The sequence below is a fragment of the Dickeya sp. ws52 genome (assembly GCF_007210685.1).
In the GTDB taxonomy this organism is placed as follows: Bacteria; Pseudomonadota; Gammaproteobacteria; order Enterobacterales; family Enterobacteriaceae; genus Dickeya; species Dickeya chrysanthemi.
Map to the genome: position 1 here is coordinate 178,181 of NZ_SZVX01000005.1, position 26,442 is coordinate 204,622.

The window sequence follows — 26,442 nt, forward strand, 5'->3', positions numbered from 1 at the left end:
CAGTGTTCGCTTTCACCAGCCAACACGTTGAGGTTCACTGCTGCTGATGTCTGCTATCGTGTTACTGGCGACAGGCGTCAGTATCCGCTCCAGCACTTGCGCTTCCAGCTCCGCCAGCCGGGCGGAGCCGCGGCGGCGCGGGCGCGGCAGGTCAATCGCCACATCCAGCCCGACTTGACCGTCTTCGATCAGAATCACCCGGTCGGCGAGCGCGACGGCTTCGCTGACGTCGTGGGTCACCAGCAAGACGGTAAAACCTTGTTGCAGCCACAGTGATTCAATTAACCCCTGCATTTCGATGCGGGTCAGCGCATCCAGCGCGCCCAGCGGTTCATCCAGCAATAACAGGCCGGGGTGATGGATCAGCGCGCGTGCCAGCGCCACCCGCTGTTTTTGCCCGCCGGACAGCGCCGCCGGCCAGTCGGCGGCGCGTGATGACAGCCCGACGGCTTCCAGTGCCTGATGCGCGGCGGTGCGCCAGTCGCCGCGCAACCCTAATCCTACGTTGTCGATCACCCGTTTCCACGGCAGTAAACGTGCCTCCTGAAACATCAGCCGGATATCGTCGCGCGCCTGATGCAGCGGAGCCCGGCCGGCCAGCAGTTCCCCGTGGTTTGCCTGTTCCAGCCCGGCCAGCAGCCGCAGCAGAGTGCTTTTACCGCAGCCGCTGCGGCCGACCACGGCGACGAACTGGCCGGCCGGAATATGCAGGTGCACCTCATTTAGAATCGTGCGATGCCCATAACGCTTGGTGACGCCGTTGATTAACAGCGGCGTGCCGGCATTCAGGCGGGATGGGGCGGCGTAATGAAACGTCATACGTGTTCCTCCGTTAATTGCCAACTAGGGTGCCAGCGCAGCCAGATGCGCTCCAGCGTCAGGGCGATGACATCCGCCAGCTTACCCAGCAGGGCGTACAGGATGATTGCTACTACGACGACGTCGGTTTGCAGGAATTCGCGCGCGTTCATCGCCAGATAGCCGATGCCGGAACTGGCGGAGATGGTTTCCGCCACGATCAGCGTCAGCCACATCAAGCCGAGCGAGAAACGCACGCCGACCATGATTGAAGGCAGGGCGCCGGGTAGCACCACCTCACGGAACAGCCGAAAGCCGGATAAGCCGTAGCTGCGCGCCATTTCCAGCAGGCCGCCGTCAATATTGCGGATGCCGTGATAGGTGTTGAGGTAGATGGGAAATAAGGTGCCGAGCGCCACCAGAAAGATCTTGGCGCTCTCGTCAATGCCAAACCACAGGATCACCAGCGGGATCAAGGCCAGATGCGGCACGTTGCGCAGCATCTGCACCGAGGTGTCCAGCAGGCGTTCGCCAGTGCGGGATAGCCCGGTGATAAAACCCAGCGCCAGTCCCAGCGCACCGCCGATGGCAAACCCGATCAGCGCACGCCAGGTACTGATGCTGAGGTGCTGCCACAGTTCACCGCTGCGGGTTAGCCGCCAGAACGTTACGGTAATCGCTTGCGGCGACGGCAGAATACGGCTGGAAAGCCAGCCGGCGCTGGAGGCGAGTTGCCAGACTGCCACCAGCAACAGCGGCAGCAGCCAGGGCGTCAGGCGTGAAGCGATGGGCGTCAGTATCCTCTGCATTAGTTGGCCCTCAGCTTTGCGCCGCTTTCAACAGCGGGACAAATTCGTTGCCGACGATTTCGCCCTGCGAATGCAGCGGTTGCGGCTGCGGCACCTCCGGCACCGCCACATCCAGCAGCGGGAACAACAGCTCACCCACTTTGTAGGCTTCTTCCAGATGCGGATAACCGGACAACACAAAGGTATCGATACCCAAATCGGCATATTCCTGAATACGTTGCGCCACAGTCTGTGGGTCACCCACCAGCGCGGTGCCGGCACCGCCGCGCACCAGACCGATACCGGCCCACAGGTTGGGGCTGATCTCCAGCTTGTCGCGACGGCCGCCGTGCAGCGCCGCCATGCGCTGTTGTCCCACCGAGTCAAACCGCTTCAGCGAAGCCTGCGCCTCGGCGATGGTTTCATCATCAAGCTTAGAAATCAGCCGGTTAGCGGCTTGCCAGGCTTCTTCGTTGGTTTCACGCACAATCACGTGCAGGCGAATACCGAAACGTACGCTACGCCCTTGTGCGGCGGCTTTGGCGCGTACGCGATCCAGCTTTTCCTTCACCTGTGCCGGCGGTTCGCCCCAGGTGAGATAAAGCTCCACCTGTTCCGCCGCCAGATCCAATGCGGCATCCGACGAGCCGCCGAAGTAAAGCGGCGGGCGCGGCTGCTGTACCGGTGGATAATGCAATTTGGCGCCTTTTACCTGAATGTGCTTGCCGTCGTAATCGACGGTTTCGCCTTCTAATACCCGCCGCCAGATGCGGGTGAATTCGGCTGAAGCTTCATAACGTTGTTGGTGATCGAGGAATAACCCTTCGGCGGCCAGTTCCTCCGGGTCACCGCCGGTGACCAGATTAAACAGCGCCCGGCCGTTAGACAGCCTGTCCAGCGTGGCGGCCTGGCGAGCCGCCAGCGTCGGCGAAATAATCCCCGGGCGTAAGGCCACCAGAAAACGTAAACGCCGGGTGACCGAAATCAGCGACGACGCCACCAGCCAGGAGTCTTCGCAGGAGCGGCCGGTAGGGATCAGCACGCCGCCGAATCCCAGGCGGTCCGCCGCCTGGGCTACCTGTTGCAGATAACTGTGATCAACCGGACGGGCATTTTCGCCCCGACCAAAATAATGACCATCACCGTGGGTGGGAAGAAACCAGAAAATGTTCAGACTCATGCGTAGCGTCTCCGTGAAATCAGTATGAGGATTAAGGGGTTACCGGGGCACGCCAGATCCGGCTGGCAATATCCAGTTTGTTGGGAATCAGGCGATTGTCGTAAAACAGATCGGCGGTGTGCTGTTGTGCCTGTAACGTGCGTTCATCCACCGGTTTTATCACCGTAACCGGTCGGTGATCGAAATAAGTGCTGATGACCGCTTCGGGCAGGCCCATTGCATTCGCCAGCAGCGTCACGCTCTGCGCTCGCTGGCTGATGGTCAGGGCATCGGCCTGGGTCAGGGTGGCGAGCAACTGTTGCAGGAAAATACCGTGTTTTTCAGCGTAGCTACGCGACGCCAGATAGAACGAGCCGGTCAGGTTCAGGTCGGTGCCGTCGGCCAGTACCCGTACTCCGCCTTGCAGTAGGGCCGCGGAGTAGTAGGGGTCCCAAATAGTCCAGGCATCGACGTTGCCTTGCTGGAAGGCGGCGCGGGCGTCGGCCGGCGTCAGGTAGGCGGGCTGGATATCGGCGAAGGTCAGCCCGGCTTTTTGCAGATTACGCAGCAACAGGTTGTGGGAACTGGAGCCTTTCTGAAACGCCACCTTGCGCCCTTTCAGGTCGGCGACGGTGTTGACTGGGCTGTCCTCTTTAACCAGAATCACTTCGGCTTTGGGTTTGGGCGGTTCGACGCCGATATAGACCAGGTCGGCACCGGCGGCCTGCGCGAAGATCGGCGGGATATCACCGGTACTGCCGACATCAATACTGCCGATGTTGAGCGCTTCCAACATTTGCGGCCCGGCGGGAAACTCAATCCAGCTGATTTTGGTCTGTGGGAACTGCTTTTCCAGCAACTGATGCGTTTTAGCCAGCACCAGACTGACCGAGCCTTTCTGAAAGCCGATGCGCAGTTGTTCGGGGGCGTCGGCGGCATGAGCAACGGCCGATGTACCAACGGCGGCGGCGAAGAGTAATGTCAGGGCGGCTTGTTTGATCGAAGAGAGCATCACATTTTTCCTTATAGACAGCAGAGGTCAGGCGCTTTGACGCAGCGGTTCAGGCTGACGGCGAATCAATGCCTGAAAGAAGACATGCAGCGCTTCTTGCAGACGTGCTTCCAGGGCATCGCTAAAGTGTGGCGTGCGGTCGTAGTGGCTAATCTGGCTGTCATCGGCAAATACGCCTTGCAGGATTTCTTGTGCTTTCAGGGCGTTCAGCACCGGTTTGAGGCTGTAATCCACCGCCAGCATATGAGCGACGGAGCCGGCGGTGGACAGCGGCAGCACCACCTTGTGTTCCAGCACGCGTTCCGGCAACACGTCCAGCAGGGCTTTCAGGCCGCCGGAGAACGATGCTTTATAGATCGGGGTGGCGACCAGCAGGCCGTCGGCACCGGCGAGCTGTTCGTTTAAGGTTTGTAATGCCGGGCTGTCGAAACGGGCATTGAGCAGGTCTTCCGGCGGGAAGTTATGCAAGTGCCACGGCAATACCTCGATGCCTTTGGCTTCCAGCCATTTTCCGGCGTGATGCAGTAAAGCGGTTGAACGGGAAGGGTAGCGAGGGCTGCCTGCCAGCGTGATGACGCGCATAGCGACTCCTTATAACCAAAAATTAGTATTTGTTACGTGTTAATAACAATTGGCTTAGTCTGTCAGACGCGGCGGCGATTCGGAAAATGATTTATTGTGGAATGGAAAGCGAAAAAACGGATAAAAAAGGCCCGGTTCGCGGCGGAAGGACGAAAACGATTGCGTTGTTGCAGCGTTTTTTGGCCCAGGTCAATTCCCTTTCGCCCGGTGATGGACGATAATACGCCCCCGGTTTATAACCGGGAATCCAGGAGAAGTCATGTATCCCCTCATTCGTAAAGCGTTATTCCAGCTCGACCCCGAACAGGCGCACGAGTTTACCCTGCATCAGTTGCGCCGTATTACCCACACCCCGTTTGAATGGCTGGTTCGTCAGTCGGTTCCCACCAAGCCGGTTACCTGCATGGGGTTGTCGTTCCGCAACCCGTTGGGGTTGGCCGCCGGGCTGGACAAAGATGGCGAGTGCATTGATGCGCTTGGCGCCATGGGGTTCGGCTTTATTGAAGTGGGCACTGTTACCCCGCGCCCGCAATCGGGCAACGACAAGCCGCGGTTGTTCCGGATAGTGGAGGCTGAAGGGCTGATTAACCGCATGGGATTCAATAATCGTGGGGTGGATAATCTGGTCGAGAATGTCAAACAGTCGCGTTTTGGCGGCGTGCTCGGCATTAATATCGGCAAAAATAAAGACACGCCGGTAGAACAGGGAAAAGAGGATTATCTTATCTGTATGGATAAGGTTTATTCCCACGCCGGGTATATTGCCATCAATATTTCCTCTCCCAATACGCCGGGATTACGTACGCTGCAATATGGCGATGCGCTGGATGATTTGTTACAGGCTGTAAAAAATAAGCAGACTGAGCTGCATAGCCGTTATCAGAAATATGTGCCGGTGGCGGTAAAAATTGCGCCGGATCTGTGTGAAGAAGAATTGATTCAAATTGCCGACAGCCTGGTACGTCATAATATCGACGGTGTGATCGCCACCAATACCACGCTGGACAGACAATTGATTCAGGGATTGAATCATTGCGGACAAACCGGCGGATTAAGCGGCCGTCCGTTGCAATTGCGCAGCACCGAGGTGATTCGTCGTCTGTCGCAGGAATTGCAGGGGCGATTGCCGATTATCGGCGTCGGGGGAATTGATTCGGTGGTCGCAGCCAGAGAAAAACTAGCGGCCGGTGCGACGCTGGTTCAGATTTATAGCGGATTCATTTATCGCGGACCGCGGCTGATTAAAGATATTGTTACCCACATCTGATTTTTCATTCCCATTACCCAGCGTAGGGGTTTATTTCTCCTCTGCGCTGGTCTATATTCCCTTTGTTTGTGCAAAAATACAGCATCACCGTGCATGATGGGTTATTTTTAACGCGGTCATTTACGACCAATATATATACCCTAAATAATTCGAGTTGCGGGAAGGCGGCAAGAGAGCGAACCCCGATGAGCTTACTCAGGTAAGTGATTCGGGTGAACGACAAATCTGCCGGGAGCAGATTTGAACGCAGCTGGCTGCGGCCCTAAAAGGGCGAGGCCCAAGGATGGGCCGAGTAATAAAGCCAACGCACCTGCAACTTGAAGTATGACGGGTATACCCCAAATAATTCGAGTTGCGGGTATGTTGGTGAGACTTAATTCATTTCGGTTGCTTATTGATTTGGCGGCCGATTATTCATCCGGGCCTGTTTTCCGGTACTTTGGCATCAGTAAGGCATAAATAAAGGTAATGTGATGAAATTAGTCCCTGATGATAGCTGGCGCTGGTATTTCGATACCGATCAGGCGCGGCTGATGCTTGACCTGGCCAACGGCATGGTATTTCGTTCCCGTTTCTCTTCTTCGATGCTGACGCCGGATGCATTTACGCCAAGTGTGTTCTGTGTCGACGATGCCGCGCTGTTTTTCACCTATCAGGAAAAATGCCAGGCATTGAGACTATCGACTGAGGCGCGGGCGGAGTTGGTGTTGAACGCGCTGGTGGCGAACCGCTTCCTGAAGCCGATGATGCCGAAAAGCTGGCACTTCGCGGCGCAACAACGGGCGCACGCCTCGCCGCAAACCGGCGATCAGGTCAGTGTGCAACTCAATGAGCGCCCGGAAGTCGCGAACTTTATGGTGGTGGAAGCCGGCGATAAAGCCAGTCTGTGCGTGTTGGCGCAAGGGCAATTAGCGCTCAACGGCAAAGTGATGCAACTGGGCGATGCCATCAAAATCATGCACGACCGCCTGTGTGCTGTGGCGGAAAATAGCGATGAAGCATCGGCGCGTTACGCGTTTGCCGGCTGAACGCTGATGACGTGAGGCATCCCGCTATCGCGTCATGTCTCAACGTCAGGTTAATTCAATATCCCCAGCCGGAATACAACTGCACGCTAGAATCGTTCCGTCCTCTCCCCGCGCGCCGGTTTTCAGCGGCGACACGTCGCCGTCGCTCAGCGTTAACCGGCAGCAACCGCACAACCCGGCCCGACATGAGTAAGGAACGCGGATCCCCTGCTGCTCCAGCTGTTCCAGCAGAATTTGCTGGTTATTGCCTGTGAAGCGAGTGCCCTGATAGGTAATCTGTACCGTTTGAGCCGTACTGGGCTGTAGCGTCAGGTTTTCCACGCCAGCACCGGCGCCATAAGGCCGCGACGGTTTGGTGGATAACACCTCGACGTCGTCGCCGACGCGAATGATGCCGCTATTGCGGGCGATCAGGTTTACGCCGAAATCCACATCGCCGTTTTCCGCCGTTCGGTACTGTTGCAACGTCGCCAGCGGCTCGCCTGCCGGGTGTTTGCGCCCGCGCTCCGGGCTCACCGTCGTCAGCACACAGCGGCTACAGGGTTTGGCCACATCGAACATCACCTCGCCGATGCGCAGCGTCTGCCAGCCATCTTCGGCATAGGCCGCCGCGCCGCTGACCACCAGATTAGGCCGGAATTGCTCAAGACGAATGCCTGCGCTGCAACGATGACGCAGATCGTCAAGCGAGGCATCGTTAATCAGCAGGAAAGGATACCCGTCGGCGAATCCCAGCGGAATGTCCGGGCGGCGTTTGACGCGGCGCGACAATTGCGGCCCTTGCCAGCGTAACTGAACCGGGCGTTGCAGATACTCGCTCAGCCAGCGGTTGACCGCTTCCGGCGCGATCCGGGCCTGAAAATGGTTACCCCACACTTCGGTGGGGGCGGTGTCAGGGGCGAAATCGTCGAAGCGCACCAGACAGGTTTGGCCGTCGGGCGCGGACAGGAACACACCGTCATGCATCAATGCCGGCGTGAATAGCACCAACAGTGGGAACTGACGGGCGGTAATAAAGGTGCCATCAGGCTCGGTGATCATGAAAGTGCGATCAAACGCCAGTCCGCTGGTGCCGGCCATCGTTTGCGACAACTGAAGGCCACGCATGGATTTAACCGGATAAACAAAAAGCCGACTTAACGCAATCACGATGAAGATTCCTTACTGACGTAAAGCGGCAACTTTATGACAAGCCGCCGGGATTAGCTATAATGCGCCTCAATTTTCTTTACAGGCTCCGGTTTTCCTGCCGGGGCGTTTTTTCAGGGCGCTTTCTTTATTGAGAGCGCGCTTATTCAGGTCGTTCTTCATTAAGGTAATCGTTGCAATATGAACTCTCTGTTTGCCAGCACGGCGCGTGGTCTGGAAGAATTGTTAAAAAGTGAGCTTGAAGCGCTGGGCGCGCAGCACTGCACGGTGGTGCAGGGCGGGGTGCACTTTCAGGGAGACGATCGGCTGATGTACCAAAGCCTGATGTGGAGTCGACTGGCGTCGCGCATCCTGCTGCCGCTCAACGAGTTTAAAGTCTATAGCGATCTGGATCTGTATCTGGGTGTGCAAGCGGTGGACTGGAGCGCGGTGTTTGACGTTAATCACACCTTTGCCGTGCATTTTACCGGCACCAATGACGAGATTCGCAACAGCCAGTACGGCGCGCTTAAGGTGAAAGACGCGATTGTCGACAGCTTTAGCCGTAAAACCGGCCAGCGCCCGGATGTTGCCCGTCAGCAGCCCGATATCCGCATTAATGTGTTTTTGCAACGCGAAAAGGCCAGCGTCGCACTGGATCTCAGCGGCGAGAGCCTGCATCTGCGCGGCTATCGCGAGATGGCCGGGCAGGCGCCGCTGAAGGAGAACCTGGCGGCGGCGATTGTGCTGCGTTCGGGCTGGGAAACCGGTACGCCGATGGTAGACCCGATGTGCGGCTCCGGCACGCTGCTGATTGAAGCGGCGATGATAGCAGCCGATCGCGCGCCTGGGTTGCATCGCCAGCACTGGGGTTTTCTGGCCTGGCAAAAACATAATCCGACGCTGTGGAAAAGCGTCGCCACCGAAGCGCAGGAGCGAGCCCAGGCCGGTTTGCAGGCGACCACCTCCCGTTTCTTCGGTTCCGATATCGACCGCCGCATGGTGGAGATTGCCGCCGGTAACGCGCGCCGCGCCGGGGTGAATGCGTTGATTCGGTTTGACGCCCATGACGCCACGCAATTGAAAAACCCCTTGCCGCAGGGGCCGACAGGCACGGTGGTCAGCAACCCGCCTTACGGCGAGCGACTGGAAAGCGAACCGGCGCTGATTGCGCTGCACAACCTGCTTGGCCGCAAAATGAAAAGCGAGTTCGGCGGCTGGAAGCTGTCGCTGTTTAGCGCCTCGCCGGAACTGCTCAGTTGCCTGCAACTGCGTGCCGATCGCCAGTTCAAGGCCAAGAACGGCCCGCTGGAGTGCGTACAGAAGAATTATCAACTGGCGGAAAAGGAAAACGGCGCGGAAAACACGGCAACCTTTGCTGAGGATTTCGCCAACCGTCTGCGCAAGAACCTGCGCAAGCTGGAAAAATGGGCCGCACAGCAGGGCATTGAGTGTTATCGGCTGTATGACGCCGACCTGCCGGAATATAACGTGGCGGTAGACCGCTACGGCGATCGGGTAGTGATTCAGGAATACGCGCCGCCGAAAAGCGTCGATGCTCAGAAGGCTCGCCAGCGGTTGTTCGATGTGATTAACGCCACCCTGAGCGTGCTGGAACTGCCCGCCAACCACCTGGTGTTGAAAACCCGCGAACGTCAGAAAGGCAAAAACCAGTACGAAAAACTGGCCGAAAAAGGCGAGTTTTTACAGGTGTCGGAGTTCAACGCCAAACTGTGGGTTAACCTGACCGACTATCTGGATACCGGGCTGTTTCTCGATCACCGCATCGCCCGCCGGATGCTGGGCGAGATGAGCCGCGGCAAGGATTTCCTCAACCTGTTCGCTTACACCGGCAGCGCCAGCGTGCACGCCGGGCTTGGCGGCGCGCGTTCCACTACCACGGTGGATATGTCGCGCACCTATCTGGAATGGGCGGAGAAGAACCTGCGCCTTAACGGCCTGACAGGTCGTCAGCATCGGCTGATCCACGCCGATTGTCTGGCGTGGATGCGGGAGACCCACGAACAGTTTGACCTGATTTTTATCGATCCGCCGACCTTCTCCAACTCTAAACGGATGGACGAGTCGTTTGATGTACAGCGTGACCACCTGATGCTGATGACCCAGCTCAAACGCCTGTTGCGCCCTCGCGGCACCATCCTGTTTTCCAACAACAAACGCGGATTCCAGATGGACAATGCCGGGCTTGCCGCGCTGGGGCTGGAGGCGAAGGAGATTACCGCACAAACACTGTCGCAGGATTTCGCCCGTAACCGTCAGATTCACAACTGCTGGCTGCTGAAACACGCCGGCGAGGAAAAATAACTACCATGTCATTAATCAGTTTATCCGGCGCCTGGCTGTCGTTCAGCGATGCGCCGCTGTTGGACAACACCGAACTGCATATTGAAGACAACGAGCGCGTGTGTCTGGTCGGGCGTAACGGCGCCGGCAAATCCACCTTGCTGAAAATTCTGGCGAAGGAAATCCCGCTGGATGACGGCCGATTGGTGTACGAACAAGACCTGATCGTGGCGCGTCTGCAACAGGACCCGCCGCGCGATATCGACGGCACGGTGTTTGATTTTGTGGCGGAAGGCGTGGCGGCGCAGGCCGAGTACCTGAAAGCCTACCATGTCGCATTGCGGCTGGTGGGGGAAGACCCGAGTGAGAAGAACCTGAATCAACTGGCGAAGATTCAGGACGTGTTGGATCATCAGGGCTTGTGGAAGCTGGAAGATCGCATCAGCGAGGTGCTGGCTCAACTGGGGTTGTCGGCGGATACGCCGCTGTCGGCGTTATCCGGCGGCTGGCTGCGTAAAGCGGCGCTGGGGCGTGCGTTGGTTAGCGCGCCGCGGATATTGTTGCTGGATGAGCCGACCAACCACCTGGATATCGACACCATCGACTGGCTGGAAGGTTTCCTTAAGGCGTTTTCCGGCAGCATTGTGTTTATTTCCCATGACCGGTCGTTTATCCGCAATATGGCGACCCGCATTGTCGATCTGGATCGCGGCAAGATGGTGTCCTGGCCCGGCGATTACGACAAGTATCTGCTGGGTAAAGAAGAAGCGCTGCGGGTGGAAGATCTGCAGAATGCTGAATTCGACCGCAAGCTGGCGCAGGAAGAGGTGTGGATCCGTCAGGGCATCAAAGCCCGTCGTACCCGTAACGAAGGCCGGGTGCGGGCGCTCAAGGCGATGCGTCAGGAACGCGCCGAGCGCCGCGAAGTGATGGGCAGCGCCAAAATGCAGGTGGAAGAGGCGGCACGCTCCGGCAAGGTAGTCTTTGAATTGGAAGACGTGCATTACCAGGTGGATGACAAGACGCTGGTATCCGGCTTTTCCGCTCAGGTACAACGCGGCGATAAAATCGCACTGGTTGGGCCGAACGGTTGCGGCAAGACCACGCTGCTGAAACTGATGTTGGGGCAACTGGCGCCGATATCCGGACGCATTCACTGCGGCACCAAGCTGGAAGTGGCGTATTTCGATCAACACCGTGCCGAATTAGACCCGGAAAAAACGGTGATGGATAACCTTGCCGAAGGCAAGCAGGAAGTGATGGTTAACGGCCGTTCGCGCCATGTGCTGGGTTACCTGCAAGACTTTCTGTTTCACCCGAAACGTGCCATGACGCCGGTTAAAGCGCTGTCCGGCGGGGAACGCAACCGCCTGCTGCTGGCTCGATTGTTCCTGAAACCCAGTAACCTGCTGATCCTCGACGAACCGACCAACGATTTGGATGTGGAAACGCTGGAACTGCTGGAAGAATTGCTGGAAAGTTATCAGGGCACGGTGCTGCTGGTGAGCCATGATCGTCAGTTCGTCGATAACTCGGTCACCGAATGCTGGATTTTTGAAGGGAATGGTCTGATTGGCCGCTATGTCGGCGGCTATTATGATGCTCAGCAACAGCGTGCGTCCGCTGCGCCGTTGCGCACGTCCTTACCAGTAAAAAGCGCACCAGTAAAAAGCGCCGCGGTGAAAGAAAACCGCGACAATGAGAAGGTGCCGAGCGAGCCGGCCGCACAGCCGGCTAAACGCGGCGGCGGCAAGCTCAGTTATAACCAGCAGCGTGAACTGGAACAGTTGCCACAGCGCATTGAAGCGCTTGAGAACGAGATTGAAAATCTGCAACAGCAGATGAACGATCCGGCGTTTTTTTCCCGGTCGCATGATGAAACCCAGCCGGTGCTGGCGGCGCTGGAGCAAGCGGAACAGCAACTGGAAGCCTGTTTTGAACGCTGGGAGGCGCTTGAAGCGCAAAAGAACGGCTAAGGTCTGGTCTGTGTGGACGGCGTTGGCGGCTTAGCCGGCGCAAAAACGGTGTTAAGGTGAGTGCCTCCATGACTTTAACACCGTGCCGACCACGGTACGACAGCATGACGATTTTTGCATCAATCAGGCCATTAGGAGGCGGCGAATGGGTGTTCATCACCACCACTATGACAGGCACATGCTGTGCCCGCATTGTGACTTGCTGGTCGCGTTGCCGATATTGCAGGATGGGCAACGTGCGGTGTGTCCACGTTGCAAAACCGCGTTATCCAGCCGCCAGCGCGAGCCACGCTGGCGTCCTGCCAGCTTTGCGTTTAGTGCGCTGGTCATGTTGTTGCTGTCCATGCTGTTTCCTTTCGTTTCGATGAGCGTCGCCGGAATTCGCAGTGAAATTACCTTGCTGGAAATCCCGCGGGTGATGGTGGCGGAAAACTACGCCAGTATGGCGACGCTATTTCTGTTGTTTGCTCAACTGGTGCCGGCCTGTTCGATGGCGGTGATCCTGTCGCTGTGTCTGCGTGCGCCGCTGCCTGATGCGGCGCGGCGCCTGTTCACCAAAATGCTGTTCCAGTTGAAAAGCTGGGGCATGGCGGAGATCTTTCTGGCGGGCGTGCTGGTCAGTTTCGTCAAATTGATGTCATACGGCGATATCGGCATCGGCGCCAGTTTCATCCCTTATATCGTGTTCTGCCTGTTGCAGTTGCTGGCCTTTCAGAGTCTCGACCGTCGCTGGCTGTGGGACGACGTCGCTCCGCCGCCGCCGATGCCGGCAGGGCTGGAGGCCGGCCGTAGCGGGCAAGGGCAAGGCGTGCGTTCCTGTACCTGTTGCAGCGCCATTCTGCCCGCCGACGAGGTGCGTTGCCCGCGCTGCCATACCCATGGCCATGTGCGGCGGCGCCACAGTTTACAGTGGACGCTGGCGTTGCTGCTGACGTCGGTATTGCTGTATGTACCCGCCAACCTGATGCCGATTATGGTGACCGAAGCGTTGGGGCATCACGTGACGTCAACCATCATGTCCGGGGTGATCCTGTTATGGGACTCCGGTTCGTGGCCGGTGGCGTTGGTGATTTTCATCGCCAGTATCATGGTGCCGACGCTCAAAATGTTGGCGATGGGTTGGCTGTGCTGGTGCGCACACGGTTCACGCCGTTACGATACCGAGCGGCTGCACCGGGTGTATGAAGTCGTGGAATTCGTCGGCCGCTGGTCGATGATTGATGTCTTTGTCATCGCCGTGCTATCGGCGATGGTGCGTATGGGGCGACTGATGAGTATTTATCCGGCCATCGGCGCGGTGTTGTTTGCCACCGTGGTCATTCTGACCATGATTGCCGCAATGACTTTTGATCCCCGCTTGCTGTGGGATCGGCATCACGTGCAAGGAGAGGAGCGTTCCGTTGACGAAAACTAATCAAGGTATGGCGCAGATAGAAAGCATCAAACGCTGGTCGCCGGTATGGATTGTGCCGATTGTGACGGTGCTGATTGGCGCCTGGATCCTGTTTTATCACGTGAGTCATCAGGGGCCGGAAATTACGCTGACCACCCGCAACGCCGAAGGGATCGAGGCGGGAAAAACGACGATTAAAAGCCGCAGCGTGAACGTGGGCGTCGTTGAGAGCGTGAGGCTCAGTGAAGACCTGCACCAGGTGGAGATCACGGCGCGCCTTAACGACGGTATGGAGAAACTGCTGAGTAAAGATTCGGCGTTCTGGGTGGTAAAACCGCAGATCGGCCGGGAGGGGGTTTCCGGGCTGGGGACGCTGCTGTCCGGCTCCTTCATTGAACTCCAGCCGGGGTCCAACAAGGAAGACAGCCGCGCTTTCAAACTGCTGGATTCGCCGCCACTGGCATCGCCGGACGCCAAAGGCATCCGCATTATTCTCAATAGCGCGCAGTCCGGGCAGTTGACCGCCGGCGATCCGGTGCTGTTTCGCGGTTACCGGGTAGGCTCGGTCGAAACCAGCCATTTTGATCCTTCCGCCAGAAAAATGCAGTACCAGCTGTTTGTCGCCGCGCCCTACGACCAACTGGTGACATCGAATGTGCGTTTCTGGAAAGACAGCGGCGTGGCGCTGAATCTGTCTGCGCAGGGAATGCGGGTGGAAATGGGGGCGTTGAGTACGTTGCTGAGCGGCGGCGTCAGTTTCGATGTGCCGGCCGGGTGGGATGTAGGCAATCCGGCGCATGAGCGCGATGAATACCAACTGTTTGACAACCAAAGCAGTATTCAGGACTCGCTTTACACCGAATACAAAGAGTACCTGATGTTTTTCGATGAGTCGGTTCGCGGCTTACAGGCGGGGGCACCGGTCGAGTTCCGCGGTATCCGGCTGGGAACCGTGGCGGAAGTCCCCTTTTTCCCCCGTAACTTGCCGCAAAGTTTCGGCAGTGATTACCGTATCCCGGTACTGGTACGCATTGAGCCGGGACGGCTTAAACCGGGGCTGCGCGACCAGATCAATCTGGAACAGGAGTTAAGCAAAGGCGCTGAATCGGGTCTGCGGGCATCAATGAAAACCGCCAGTCTTCTGACCGGCGCATTGTATGTGGATCTGGATTTTTATCCGCAACAACGAGGGCGGGTGACGTCGCTGACGTCGATGGACGGTTACCCGATATTACCTACCGTCAACGGCGGCCTGACGCAGATCCAGCAGAAACTGATGGCGGCGTTGGATAAGATTAATGGTTTGCCGCTTAATCCGATGGTGGAGCAGGCGACAAAAACGCTGGCGGAAAGCCAGTCCACCCTGCGGGAACTGCAAAAAACGCTGGCGTCGCTCAATAAGCTGACCAGCAGCGACGCGATGCAGCAGTTGCCGGCGGATATGCAGCGTACGTTGCGCGAGCTGAACAGTAGCTTACAAGGGGTGCAACCCGGCTCGCCGGCTTATAACCGCATGGTGGGCGATATGCAGCGTCTGGACCAGACGCTGCGTGAGTTACAGCCGTTATTACGCACCCTGAACGACAAGAGCAATGCGCTGATTTTTGAAGCGCCGGATGCCGATGATCCTCAACCGAAGAAGGCGAAACCGTGATGAAACGATGGCCATTATGGCTGGTGTTGCTGCTGGGCGCCTGTAGCAGCCCGCAGAAAGTCTATTATCAATTGCCTGTCGCTGTGCCGAATACGCACCTGTCGGCGACGTCGACCGATGCGCGCCAGTTGTGGGTCGCGCCGGTTACCCTGACGGATTCGCTGGCCGGAAACGGCATCGTATTTCAGACATCGGCGGTACGTTATACCATCGCGTCCAATAATCTGTGGGCCGGCCCGTTGGACCAGCAACTGCAACAGGCGCTGGCGGCATCGCTACGTAACGGTTTGCCGGGGTGGCATATCGCCAGTCTGGGCACCGCAAATGCCGCCGCTTCCCGTTTACAGGTCAATGTTACGGCGTTTCAGGGGCGCTTCGACGGCAAAGCGGTTGTCCGCGGCGAGTGGGTTCTGCAGGACGGCAAGCGTATGACGACTCAGCCATTCAGTATCGAGGTGCCCCAGACGGAAGACGGCTACGATGCGCTGGTCGCTGCGCTCGGCAAGGGCTGGCAGCAGGTGGCGGAGCAGGTCGGTCAACGTCTGCAAACGGGAACCTGAAGTGAAAGCCCGGCGCTGTTATAGCGATATGAGCTGAGTAATAGCAAATCCCTTTGGATGCTGATTTTGTGACCGTGATCGGGTTTCAGGGGTTTTGTTTTTGTCTCAGCCGGTTAGATCAAAATGTGGTTTTATTTCGCGGAAAATTCTTCATTCTGGTTCACAAATATGACAACGGCGTGAATTTTGCGCCTTGATCTTCGCCGCCCGAATAGCTATTCATAGGGTGTGGTTGCGTGAAAAACAACCATTGTTTTCTTTCCACCAGAGTCGAAATGAGGGAAACAAGGCATGAAGAGACAGAAAAGAGATCGTCTGGCACGGGCGCATTCACGGGGCTATCAGGCTGGTATCGTTGGCCGGTCCAAGGAGCTCTGTCCTTATCAATCGATCGATGCCCGGTCTAACTGGTTGGGAGGCTGGCGAGAGGCCATGGAGGACAGGGCGGCGATTGCCTGATCGTACCCTGTTAATTGAAAAGGGAATGACCTCCGCTGCGGCGGAGGTTTTCGTTTTCATCAAGCAGAAACAACATACGCCGAACGGCGTGGCGTCAGCCAATGAAACGGCTGTCTACCGCTTCTGCCAGCATATTCAACAGGCGTTCACTGTCTTGCCAGCTAAGGCAACCATCGGTAATCGACTGCCCATAGGTCAGTTGATCCGGATGGCGCAGCGGCTGGGTGCCTTCCACCAGAAAACTCTCTGCCATCACGCCGGCAATCGCGCCTTCGCCGTTACGGATTTGCTCACAGACCGCCTGTGCGACCGTCAGTTGACGCTGAAACTGTTTCTGGCTGTTGCCGTGGCTGAAGTCCACCACCAGCCGTTCCGGCAGCGAGAATTCCCGCAGTGCGGCACAGGCTGCGGCAATGTGTTCCGCCTGATAATTGGGGGCTTTGCCGCCGCGCAAAATAATATGACCGAACGGATTGCCGTGGGTCTGGTATGCCGTCATACGGCCGTGCTTGTCGGGTGATAAAAACATGTGGCGCGCCCGGACGGCACGGATAGCATCGACCGCGATACGGACGTTGCCGTCGGTGCCGTTTTTGAACCCGACCGGGCAGGAGAGCGCTGAAGCCATTTCGCGGTGAATCTGGCTTTCGGTGGTGCGTGCGCCGATCGCCCCCCAACTGATGGTGTCGGCGATGTATTGCCCGGTAACGATATCCAGAAACTCGGTGGCGGTCGGCAGGCTGAGCGCGTTGATATCCAACAGCAACCGGCGTGCCTGCGTCAGCCCTTCGTTGATCAGAAAACTGCCGTTAAGCTGTGGGTCGGCGATCAACCCCTTCCAGCCCACCACGGTGCGCGGTTTTTCGAAGTAGGTCCGCATGACGATTTCCAGCCGGTGCTGGTATCTCGTCCGTAACGCCGCCAGTCGTCTGGCATAGTCTTTGGCGCTATCAATATGGTGAATGGAACACGGGCCGATGATCACCAATAAACGGCGGTCTTGCCCGGAAAGGATGCGTTCTATGCGTGCGCGTGCAGCGATGACGGTGTCGGCGACATCCGGCGTGAGGGGATGCTCGGTCAACAGTTCATGGGGCGTCATCAGGCTGGCAAGCCGTTCACTGCGCAGCTCATCAGTTGGTTGCATGTGTAATCTCTGAATGTGCGTGGTGCCTGTTCCATTAGGTAGAGGCTTTTTTATGAATAACCATCAGGTCTGGCAGAAAGCGCGGGAAGGTGGCCGTAGGGCCACCGATATTTTCCGGGTCCGCCAGGCCGCGATGACGATAGTCTATCACAGACGATCTGCGACTCCGATGGATGAAAACAGCTAATACATACGTCGATTTATCCCCATAAGGTCAATAATTCTGGCGGAAATCTCTTCAACAGAATAATTGGTGGTGTTGATGTAACGAATTTGATGACGACGGAATAACGACTCCACCTCGCTCAGCTCCATACGGCACTGCCGCAGCGATGCATACCGGCTGTTGCCGCGCCGTTCTTCCCGGATGGCGGTGAGCCGTTCGGCATCGATGGTCAACCCGAATAGCTTTTGCTGATAAGGCTTGAGTGCCTCCGGCAGCAGCAGGTTGTCCATATCGTCGGCGGTAAACGGATAATTGGCGGCGCGAATGCCGAACTGCATCGCCAGATACAGGCTGGTCGGGGTTTTGCCGCAGCGGGAAACCCCCAGCAGGATCACCTGCGCCTGATCGAGGTTACGCAGCGAAATGCCGTCGTCATGCGCCAATGTATAGTCGATGGCGGCGATACGGGCATCGTATTTGGTCAGGTTGCTGGCGGTCAGGCCGTGGGTGCGATTAGCCACCGGCGTCGGCGAGACGTTCAGTTCCTGCTGTAGCGGCGCGACCAGTGCCTGCACGATGTCCTGACAGAATCCTTCGCTACTGATGATGATATCGCGGATAGCCGGCGTGACAATCGAGTAGAACACCAACGGGCGCACACCGCTCTGGTGGTATAACGTGTTGATTTGCTCACGAACGGCTATAGCCCGGTTTTCATTATCGACAAACGGCAGGGTATAACTGACGGTGTTGACCGGGAACTGAGACATGACCGCATGTCCCAACACTTCGGCGGTAATCGCCGTGCCGTCAGAGACATAAAATACGTTTCTTTCCATACCAATTCCTCCAATTCCTTCGTGGACTATCATAAATCTTTTGTGCCGAAAATCAGGTGTTTCCTGACTTTTTTATTGAAACAGTATTTCATTATCTTCATGATTACGATGGTATTATTTTACAATATTGGGATTTTTCTGACTTTTGGCAATCTCAAGCCCTGAATTACTCTTTTTTTCACCAGGTTGATCGATTCACCTTTCCGTCCTTTTTGAAACCCTGTGCTACGCTCATAAAGCCGAAACTCATTCGCGGCGAAATATTTCACGCCCTAATTCTTCACACCGTAACTGTATGCAAAAAGGATTATTTTCGATGTCAAACAACGGCCCTGATATGCGTAATGTCCTGTGGTATAACCAGCTTGGTATGCACGACGTTGAGCGGGTGGGGGGCAAAAATGCCTCTCTGGGGGAAATGATCACCAATCTGTCGGAGCTTGGGGTGTCGGTTCCGAACGGTTTTGCGACTACCGCCCAGGCGTTTAATGACTTTCTCAACCAAAGCGGCATCAATCAACGCATCTATGCGCTGCTGGATCGCACCGACGCCGACGACATTAACCAACTGGCCAAGGCCGGCGCGCAGATTCGTCAGTGGATTATCGATACGCCGTTCCAGCCGGAGCTGGAGCAGGCGATCCGCAGCGCTTATCAGCAACTGTCTGACGGCGAACCGCAGGCATCGTTTGCCGTACGTTCTTCCGCGACGGCGGAAGACATGCCGGATGCCTCCTTCGCCGGTCAACAGGAAACCTTTCTTAACGTACAGGGCATTGATGCCGTGATGGTGGCGGTGAAGCATGTGTTTGCCTCGCTGTTTAACGATCGCGCCATTTCTTATCGCGTGCACCAGGGTTATGACCACCGCGGCGTGGCGTTGTCCGCCGGGATACAGCGTATGGTACGCTCGGATCTGGCGGCGTCCGGCGTGATGTTCACGCTGGATACCGAGTCAGGTTTCGATCAGGTGGTGTTTATTACCGCCGCCTGGGGGCTGGGTGAGATGGTAGTGCAGGGTGCGGTTAACCCGGATGAGTTTTATGTGCATAAACCGACGTTGTTGAGCGGTAAGCCGTCGATTGTGCGCCGCAATATGGGATCGAAAAAAATCCGCATGGTGTATGCCGCGACGCAAGAGCATGGCAAGCAAGTGCGGATAGAGGACGTAGAAGACGCGCAGCGTAGCCGTTTCTGCCTGAGTGACGACGAAGTGCAGGCGCTGGCGCATCAGGCGTTGTTGATTGAAAAACATTATGGCCGTCCGATGGACATCGAATGGGCCAAAGACGGCCACACCGGCAAGCTTTATATCGTGCAGGCGCGTCCGGAAACGGTGCGCTCCAACGGCCAGGTGATGGAGCGTTATCATTTACCGGCCGGCGGTGAAGTGCTGGTGGAAGGGCGTGCCATCGGCCACCGTATCGGTGCCGGTGAAGTGAAAATCGTTCATGACATTAGCGAGATGCACCGGGTGAACGCCGGCGACGTACTGGTGACCGACATGACCGACCCGGACTGGGAGCCGATCATGAAAAAGGCCGCGGCCATCGTCACCAACCGCGGCGGGCGCACTTGTCATGCGGCGATTATCGCCCGCGAGCTGGGCATCCCGGCGGTGGTGGGCTGCGGCGATGCCACCGAGCGGTTGCAGAACGGCCAGAAAGTTACCGTCTCCTGCGCCGAAGGCGATACCGGTTATGTTTATCAGGACTTGCTGGATTTCACGGTGAAAAGTTCGCAGGTGGACGCCATGCCGGCGCTGCCGCTGAAAATTATGATGAACGTCGGTAACCCGGATCGGGCATTCGATTTTGCTTGCCTGCCTAACGAAGGGGTAGGGCTGGCGCGGCTGGAATTCATCATCAACCGGATGATTGGGGTACATCCGCGCGCGTTGCTGGAGTTTTCGCAACAAACGCCGGAACTGCAGCGCGAAATCCGCGCGCTGATGCAAGGGTATGACGATCCGGTCGAATTCTATATCGAGCGGTTGAAGGAAGGCATCGCGACGCTGGCATCGGCGTTCTGGCCGAAGCGCGTGATCGTGCGCTTGTCCGACTTTAAATCCAACGAGTATGCCAACCTGCTGGGCGGCACCCGTTACGAGCCGGAAGAGGAAAACCCCATGCTGGGCTTCCGCGGCGCCGGCCGTTACGTGTCGCCGGATTTCCGGGCCTGCTTTGCGCTGGAGTGCGAGGCGGTGAAACGGGTGCGTAACGGCATGGGGCTGACCAACGTCGAAGTCATGATCCCGTTTGTGCGTACCGTAGCACAAGCGGAAGCCGTGGTGGCTGAGCTGGCTAATCAGGGGCTGAAACGCGGCGAGAACGGTCTGAAAATCATCATGATGTGCGAAATTCCCTCGAACGCGTTGCTGGCGGAGGAATTCCTGCAGCATTTTGATGGTTTCTCTATCGGTTCGAATGACATGACTCAGTTAACGTTAGGGCTGGACCGCGATTCCGGCGTGGTGTCCGAGCTGTTTGACGAACGTAATGCCGCGGTGAAAGCGTTGCTGGCGATGGCGATCCGTGCGGCGAAAAAGCAGGGTAAATACGTCGGTATCTGTGGTCAGGGACCGTCCGACCATGAAGATTTCGCCGCCTGGCTGATGGATGAAGGGATTGATAGTTTGTCGCTGAATCCGGATACCGTGGTGCAGACCTGGCTGAGTCTGGCCGAGACGCGCTAACGTCCCGCTGTGTAAAGGTCATACTCAACCGCCCGGTGAATGCGCCGGGCGGTTTTTTTACGCCTGTATGTTGTGATCAAGGATATGGGATGTTCAGAAAAGAACGCTGGAAAGAAACCGATGGGAACATGATGAAGAACATCAGAAGCGGATAAAAAAAAGGCCCACCGCATGGGATGGGCAAAGACTACACACAGCAATTCGTTACTAGCTCTGATGAGGAGAAACCTCACTGACAAACATTACGTTAACAATAGCTCCGGGTATGAATACTAGGTTTTAGCGCGAATCGAGTCATTAGGAATCATCCTAATGGTTAATTATTTTTGAATGATAGATTTGTCACATAAGATTTTTTTTCAGTAAAACTGATCTAGATTCGAGTTAACTGTCAAAAATTATGTGTTTTGGCTGAGATGTTTCCTAAAAATATAAATTTATCTTACATATTAGGAATGTTCCCGGTGCGGATTGCACCGGGAAATGAATGGGATAATCAGGACTTCTTGTGGTGGTGCGAAGAATGCGAAGAAATAGTGCGGATCGGAGATGGCTCCGGCGACTCTTTCATCCAGGCCGACAACAGACGATAAGAGACGGCCAGCACCACCGGACCGATAAACAGCCCGATCATGCCGAATGCCAGTAACCCGCCGATAACGCCGGACAGGATCAACAACATCGGCAAGTCGGCGCCCATACGAATCAGCAACGGGCGGATAATGTTATCTAGCGTGCCGACCACACAACTCCAGATCAGCAAAATAGTTCCCCAGGTGGTATCGCCGCTCCAGTAAAGCCAGATGATGGCGGGAATCAACACGGTCAGCGGCCCGAGTTGCGCCACGCAGGACAGAAACATCAGCACGGTGAGCAGTGTGGTGTAGGGAATTCCCGCCAGCGCCAGACCGATGCCGCCTAATACCGATTGCACAATAGCCGTAACCACCACGCCCAGTGCGACCGCCCGAATGGCCTGAGCCGCCAGAATGACCGCCGAGTCGCCACCCTGGCGCCCCAGCCGAATGGCAAAACGACGCACACCCAATGCGACTTGATCCCCTTTGCTGTACAGCAACACGCTGAAGAGCACCATTAACGCACAGTGCATCAGGAAACGGCCGATGTGCGCCGCCTGAGAGACGACCCAGGATGCCGTCTGGCCGATGTAGGGCTGAATTTTAGCCATCAGCGCCGGGCCGCCGCTGTGCGCCAGCGAATGCCAACTGCTGTGCAACTTGGCGCCGACCAGCGGAATGGACTGTAGCCAGTCAAGCTCCGGCGGGCTCAATCGCCCTTGCGCACTGATCCAACTGATCAGATTGGAGGCGTTATCAATCACGCTGCTGACCAGAATTGATGTTGGGAACACAAACAGCAGAACCAGCAGCAAAGTCATCACTATTACGGCCAGAGAACGGTATCCCCAGAGCATCTGTTGCAGACGAATCAGTAACGGCCAGGTGGCGATCACCACCATACTGGCCCAGGCGAACCCGAGGATAAAGGGTTGTACCACCCAGAAGCAGGCAATAATCAGAATGCCGATAAATAACAAACTAAACAGGATTCGGGCGAGATCGAATCGCTGTGACTGAGATTGTTTCATCAAGAGAGATTACCTCGTTAATTCAGGTGACAGGCCTAATGCAAAATGATGAAAACGGGGCCGGCCGCTACCCGGCAGGCTGATATGCAAAGGATTTAAGCCGGAATTTATCATGCGTGATTTCCGCCGGTTTGCACAGTGATTCCTGAACGGGAGACATTATTGCGCGTGTCTGACGACGCCGGTCTTCGATTGCCGCTCCCCCAAGTTTTTCGTGATCCGTTGACGCACTGCCAGGGGAAATATGATAAAACGAAAGGGCCGCAGGTGTGCGATAGCCGCCCGACGGCATTTATTTTATTGGCAAACACCTCTCGCATGGACAGGGTCAACACATAATGATCCCACAGATCACACAAGCACCGGGCATCGTTCAACCGGTGCTGAGCTTTTTGGAAGCCTTGAAGCAACACGGTTTTACCGGTGATATCGCCACGCAATATGCCGACCGCCTGACAATGGCGACGGATAACAGTATCTATCAACTGCTGCCGGACGCGGTGGTCTTTCCCCGCTCAACCGCCGATGTGTCGCTGCTGGCCCGGCTGGCCGACGAGGCGCGTTTTCGCGAGCTGGTTTTCACGCCGCGCGGCGGTGGGACCGGCACCAACGGGCAAGCGCTCAATCACGGCATTGTGGTGGATATGTCCCGCCATATGAACCGTATTCTGGAAATCAATCCGGAGCAAGGGTGGGTGCGGGTAGAAGCCGGGGTTATCAAGGATCAACTAAACCAGTACCTGAAACCGTTCGGTTACTTTTTCTCGCCGGAACTCTCCACCAGTAACCGCGCCACGCTGGGCGGCATGATCAATACCGATGCCTCGGGGCAGGGGTCGCTGGGATACGGCAAAACCTCAGACCATGTGCTGGGGCTGCGCGCCGTGCTGCCTGGCGGCGAATTACTGGATACGCAGGCGATACCGGTCGCGCTGGCGGAGCAACTGGCGCAGGAAGACTCGCCGGTCGGCCGTATTTATCACACCGTGCTGCATCGTTGCCGTGAGCGGCGTGAGCTTATCATCGACAAATTCCCCAAACTGAACCGCTTCCTGACCGGGTACGACCTGCGTCATGTGTTCAGCGATGATATGCAAACGTTTGACCTGACCCGCATTCTGACCGGCGCCGAAGGGACGCTGGCGTTCATTACCGAAGCGAAGCTGGATATCACGCCGCTACCCAAGGTGCGGCGGCTGGTCAACGTCAAATATGATTCGTTTGATTCCGCGCTGCGCAGCGCACCGTTCATGGTGGAGGCGCGGGCGCTGTCGGTGGAGACGGTCGATTCGAAAGTGCTGAATCTGGCGCGTGAAGACATCGTATGGCATTCGGTCAGCGAACTGATTACCGATGTGCCCGGTGAAGAGATGCTGGGGCTGAATATCGTCGAGTTTGCCGGTGATGACGAATCGCTGATTGATAGTCAGGTTGCCTCGTTGTGTGAGCGTTTGGATGGATTGCTGGCGGCCCGCGAAGCGGGGGTGATCGGTTATCAGGTCTGTCGTGAGCTGGCGGGCATCGAACGTATTTACGGTATGCGCAAGAAAGCGGTTGGCCTGCTGGGCAACAGCAAAGGGCAGGCGAAGCCGATTCCGTTTGCCGAAGATACCTGCGTGCCGCCGCAACATTTGGCGGATTACATCGCCGAATTTCGGGCGCTGCTGGATAGCCATAATCTGAGCTACGGCATGTTTGGCCACGTGGACGCCGGCGTGCTGCACGTGCGCCCGGCGCTGGACATGTGCGATCCGCAACAGGAAGTGCTGATGAAGCAACTTTCCGATCAGATTGTAGCGCTGACCGCCAAATACGGTGGGTTGTTATGGGGGGAACACGGCAAAGGATTCCGTGCCGAATACAGCCCGGCGTTTTTTGGGCCGGAACTGTATGACGAGTTGCGCCGGATTAAAGCGGCGTTCGACCCGGATAACCGCCTCAACCCCGGCAAGATCTGCCCACCGCTCGGGGTGGACGCGCCGATGATGCAGGTGGATGCGGTGAAGCGCGGCACCTATGACCGACAGATTCCGCTGGCGGTGCGTACCGCCTACCGCGGCGCAATGGAGTGCAACGGCAACGGTCTGTGCTTCAATTTTGATACCCACAGCCCGATGTGCCCGTCGATGAAAATCACCGGCAACCGTATCCACTCGCCCAAAGGCCGAGCCACGCTGGTGCGCGAATGGTTGCGTCTGCTCTCGGAGCAGGGAGTTGACCCGTTGGCGCTGGAGCAGGCATTGCCGCGTCAGCGCGTCAGTTTCCGCGGCTTAATCGCCAAAACCCGTAACACGCTGGCGGCGCGTCAGGGCGAGTATGACTTCTCGCATGAAGTTAAGGAGGCGATGTCCGGCTGTCTGGCCTGCAAAGCCTGTTCCACTCAGTGCCCGATCAAGATTGACGTTCCCGGTTTCCGCGCCCGTTTCCTGCAACTGTACCACACCCGCTATTTGCGGCCGGCGCGGGACTATCTGGTGGCCGGCGTGGAAAGCTACGCGCCGCTGATGGCGCACAGCCCGAAAACGTTCAACTTTTTCCTGCGCCAGCCGTGGGTGAATGCGGTCAGCCGTACAGTCATCGGTATGGTGGATTTACCGTTGCTGTCGGCACCGTCGCTGCGCCGGCAATTTGTTGGTCACCGGGCGATGACCACCACGCTGGAACAACTGGAACAGATGTCGCCGCAGGCGCGCGCCGATCACGTCCTGATCGTGCAGGATCCGTTTACCAGCTATTACGACGCGCAGGTGGTGGCCGATTTTGTCCAACTGGTGGAAAAACTCGGGTTACGGCCGGTGTTGCTGCCGTTTTCGCCAAACGGCAAGCCGCAGCATATCAAAGGGTTCTTGCAGCGCTTTGCGAAAACCGCCGGCAAAACGGCGGAATTTCTCAACCGGGTAGCCCGTCTGGGGTTACCGATGGTCGGGGTCGACCCGGCGTTGGTGCTGTGCTACCGGGATGAGTACCGGGAAGTGCTGGGCTCACAACGCGGCGACTTTCAGGTGCAACTGGTGCATGAATGGTTGACGACGCTAGTGAACGGCCGCGACGACCGTGCGCCGGCACTGCGCGACGAGCCGTGGTATCTGTTCGGTCACTGCACTGAAACCACGGCATTGCCGGCCAGCGGGCAGCAGTGGTCGGCCATTTTCGCCCATTTCGGCGCCCGACTGGAAAATATCAGCGTCGGTTGTTGCGGTATGGCGGGCACCTATGGCCATGAAACCCGCAATCTGGCGCACTCTCAGGGGATCTACGCGCTCTCCTGGCAGCCGTCCCTGCAACGGTTGCCGCAGGCACGCTGCCTGACCACCGGCTACTCCTGCCGCAGTCAGGTCAAGCGTATGGAAGGGCGTGGGTTGAAACATCCGTTGCAGGCGTTGTTGGAGCTGGTGTGATGCTGTGGAAACGTCACGTAGATATTGAACAGTTGAATCAGATGGCGGTCGGCGGCATGGCCGGTCATATCGGCATCCGTATGACGCGCCTGACCGATGATACGCTGGAAGGCGTGATGCCGGTGGATAGCCGCACGCGTCAGCCGTTCGGGCTGTTGCATGGCGGCGCCTCGGTGACGCTGGCGGAGTCGTTGGGGTCTATTGCCGGTTATCTCTGTTCGCAAGGCGAGCAGCGGGTGGTTGGCGTGGAGATCAACGCCAACCACTTGCGCGCGGTGACGGAAGGCGAGGTCCGCGGCGTCTGTCGTGCGTTGCATACCGGCAAACGGATGCAGGTCTGGCAAATTGATATTTTTGACAGCCAGGATCGGCTGTGTTGCACCTCGCGGCTGACCACGGCGGTGATTTCACCCGACGCCTGACGTCTCGTCGTTTACCCCGTCCTGTCGCGCTGCCGGCCCGGCAGGACAATTCTCGTCA

At 57.2% G+C, this 26,442-nt stretch carries 20 protein-coding genes and 1 other RNA gene; 11 read left to right on the plus strand and 10 right to left on the minus strand.

From position 1 onward, the window contains the following. Nucleotides 1-12: 12 nt before the first annotated feature. From ssuB to ssuE, 5 genes are read right to left on the minus strand one after another with little or no spacing between them, the layout of a single operon-like run. Nucleotides 13-819 (minus strand): aliphatic sulfonates ABC transporter ATP-binding protein, encoded by an 807-nt coding sequence (gene ssuB, locus FDP13_RS06705; protein ID WP_143839072.1) that lies wholly within the window; start codon nucleotides 817-819, stop codon nucleotides 13-15. After that, nucleotides 816-1,607 (minus strand): aliphatic sulfonate ABC transporter permease SsuC, encoded by a 792-nt coding sequence (gene ssuC, locus FDP13_RS06710; protein WP_027711745.1) that lies wholly within the window; start codon nucleotides 1,605-1,607, stop codon nucleotides 816-818. The genes ssuB and ssuC overlap by 4 nt, the downstream gene beginning before the upstream one ends. Before the next feature lie 10 nt (nucleotides 1,608-1,617). Continuing rightward, nucleotides 1,618-2,766 carry an FMNH2-dependent alkanesulfonate monooxygenase gene (gene ssuD / locus FDP13_RS06715; RefSeq protein WP_027711746.1) on the minus strand — a complete coding sequence of 383 codons (1,149 nt, stop codon included), beginning with the start codon at nucleotides 2,764-2,766 and terminating at the stop codon, nucleotides 1,618-1,620. A 31-nt stretch (nucleotides 2,767-2,797) separates the two neighbouring features. Continuing rightward, the gene (locus FDP13_RS06720) at nucleotides 2,798-3,757 is read right to left on the minus strand and encodes a sulfonate ABC transporter substrate-binding protein (RefSeq protein ID WP_033577380.1); all 960 of its coding nucleotides are present in this window, start codon (nucleotides 3,755-3,757) and stop codon (nucleotides 2,798-2,800) included. 27 nt (nucleotides 3,758-3,784) lie between these two features. Next, a complete protein-coding gene (gene ssuE, locus FDP13_RS06725) occupies nucleotides 3,785-4,339 on the minus strand; it encodes an NADPH-dependent FMN reductase (protein WP_143839073.1) in 555 nt (184 codons plus the stop codon). A 259-nt stretch (nucleotides 4,340-4,598) separates the two neighbouring features. Here ssuE and pyrD point away from each other — a divergent pair, with 259 nt between their 5' ends. Next, complete coding sequence (gene pyrD, locus FDP13_RS06730) at nucleotides 4,599-5,606, plus strand: quinone-dependent dihydroorotate dehydrogenase (protein WP_033577379.1); 1,008 nt, start codon at nucleotides 4,599-4,601, stop codon at nucleotides 5,604-5,606. 473 nt (nucleotides 5,607-6,079) lie between these two features. Continuing rightward, nucleotides 6,080-6,634: a cell division protein ZapC gene (locus FDP13_RS06735; protein ID WP_033577378.1), complete on the plus strand. Its 555-nt coding sequence runs from the start codon at nucleotides 6,080-6,082 to the stop codon at nucleotides 6,632-6,634. A 45-nt stretch (nucleotides 6,635-6,679) separates the two neighbouring features. Here FDP13_RS06735 and FDP13_RS06740 read toward each other — a convergent pair whose 3' ends face one another. Beyond that, the gene (locus tag FDP13_RS06740; RefSeq protein WP_143839074.1) at nucleotides 6,680-7,783 is read right to left on the minus strand and encodes a YcbX family protein; all 1,104 of its coding nucleotides are present in this window, start codon (nucleotides 7,781-7,783) and stop codon (nucleotides 6,680-6,682) included. A 180-nt stretch (nucleotides 7,784-7,963) separates the two neighbouring features. On the opposite strand from FDP13_RS06740, the gene rlmKL reads away from it, so the two are divergent. The 6 genes from rlmKL to rmf all read left to right on the plus strand — a co-directional run bounded on the left by rlmKL (nucleotide 7,964) and on the right by rmf (nucleotide 16,108). After that, nucleotides 7,964-10,087, plus strand: a complete 2,124-nt coding sequence (gene rlmKL / locus FDP13_RS06745; RefSeq protein ID WP_033577376.1) for a bifunctional 23S rRNA (guanine(2069)-N(7))-methyltransferase RlmK/23S rRNA (guanine(2445)-N(2))-methyltransferase RlmL — start codon at nucleotides 7,964-7,966, stop codon at nucleotides 10,085-10,087. A 5-nt stretch (nucleotides 10,088-10,092) separates the two neighbouring features. Beyond that, nucleotides 10,093-12,042 carry an ABC transporter ATP-binding protein gene (locus tag FDP13_RS06750; RefSeq protein ID WP_143839075.1) on the plus strand — a complete coding sequence of 650 codons (1,950 nt, stop codon included), beginning with the start codon at nucleotides 10,093-10,095 and terminating at the stop codon, nucleotides 12,040-12,042. Nucleotides 12,043-12,187: 145 nt separating this feature from the next. Further along, nucleotides 12,188-13,456 carry a membrane integrity-associated transporter subunit PqiA gene (gene pqiA / locus FDP13_RS06755; protein ID WP_072033835.1) on the plus strand — a complete coding sequence of 423 codons (1,269 nt, stop codon included), beginning with the start codon at nucleotides 12,188-12,190 and terminating at the stop codon, nucleotides 13,454-13,456. After that, nucleotides 13,443-15,089, plus strand: coding sequence for an intermembrane transport protein PqiB (gene pqiB, locus FDP13_RS06760; RefSeq protein WP_033577373.1), 1,647 nt, complete (start codon nucleotides 13,443-13,445; stop codon nucleotides 15,087-15,089). Before pqiA ends, pqiB begins: the two co-directional genes overlap by 14 nt. After that, nucleotides 15,086-15,649 (plus strand): membrane integrity-associated transporter subunit PqiC, encoded by a 564-nt coding sequence (pqiC, locus tag FDP13_RS06765; protein WP_143839076.1) that lies wholly within the window; start codon nucleotides 15,086-15,088, stop codon nucleotides 15,647-15,649. The genes pqiB and pqiC overlap by 4 nt, the downstream gene beginning before the upstream one ends. A 291-nt stretch (nucleotides 15,650-15,940) precedes the next feature. Further along, nucleotides 15,941-16,108, plus strand: coding sequence for a ribosome modulation factor (gene rmf / locus FDP13_RS06770; protein ID WP_012769408.1), 168 nt, complete (start codon nucleotides 15,941-15,943; stop codon nucleotides 16,106-16,108). Nucleotides 16,109-16,202: 94 nt separating this feature from the next. Here the strand turns inward: rmf and FDP13_RS06775 are convergent, their stop codons facing one another. Both FDP13_RS06775 and FDP13_RS06780 read right to left on the minus strand, forming a co-directional pair. Next, nucleotides 16,203-17,255: a 3-deoxy-7-phosphoheptulonate synthase gene (locus FDP13_RS06775; RefSeq protein ID WP_143839077.1), complete on the minus strand. Its 1,053-nt coding sequence runs from the start codon at nucleotides 17,253-17,255 to the stop codon at nucleotides 16,203-16,205. A 183-nt stretch (nucleotides 17,256-17,438) separates the two neighbouring features. Further along, nucleotides 17,439-18,260, minus strand: coding sequence for a pyruvate, water dikinase regulatory protein (locus tag FDP13_RS06780; RefSeq protein ID WP_012769411.1), 822 nt, complete (start codon nucleotides 18,258-18,260; stop codon nucleotides 17,439-17,441). 316 nt (nucleotides 18,261-18,576) lie between these two features. Between FDP13_RS06780 and ppsA the strand changes: the two genes are divergently transcribed. Then, nucleotides 18,577-20,955, plus strand: a complete 2,379-nt coding sequence (ppsA, locus tag FDP13_RS06785; RefSeq protein WP_012769412.1) for a phosphoenolpyruvate synthase — start codon at nucleotides 18,577-18,579, stop codon at nucleotides 20,953-20,955. A gap of 152 nt (nucleotides 20,956-21,107) precedes the next feature. Here the strand turns inward: ppsA and rprA are convergent. Next, nucleotides 21,108-21,218, minus strand: an RNA gene (gene rprA, locus FDP13_RS06790) — antisense sRNA RprA. Nucleotides 21,219-21,451: 233 nt separating this feature from the next. Further along, nucleotides 21,452-22,567 carry an AI-2E family transporter YdiK gene (gene ydiK / locus FDP13_RS06795; protein WP_033577370.1) on the minus strand — a complete coding sequence of 372 codons (1,116 nt, stop codon included), beginning with the start codon at nucleotides 22,565-22,567 and terminating at the stop codon, nucleotides 21,452-21,454. Between the two features lie 335 nt (nucleotides 22,568-22,902). On the opposite strand from ydiK, the gene FDP13_RS06800 reads away from it, so the two are divergent. Beyond that, entirely contained in the window at nucleotides 22,903-25,962 is a 3,060-nt protein-coding gene (locus FDP13_RS06800) for an FAD-binding and (Fe-S)-binding domain-containing protein (protein WP_143839078.1), read from the plus strand. After that, on the plus strand, nucleotides 25,962-26,384 hold the full coding sequence (locus FDP13_RS06805) for a hotdog fold thioesterase (protein WP_143839079.1): 423 nt from the start codon (nucleotides 25,962-25,964) through the stop codon (nucleotides 26,382-26,384). The genes FDP13_RS06800 and FDP13_RS06805 overlap by 1 nt, the downstream gene beginning before the upstream one ends. The last annotated feature ends 58 nt before the right edge of the window (nucleotides 26,385-26,442 follow it).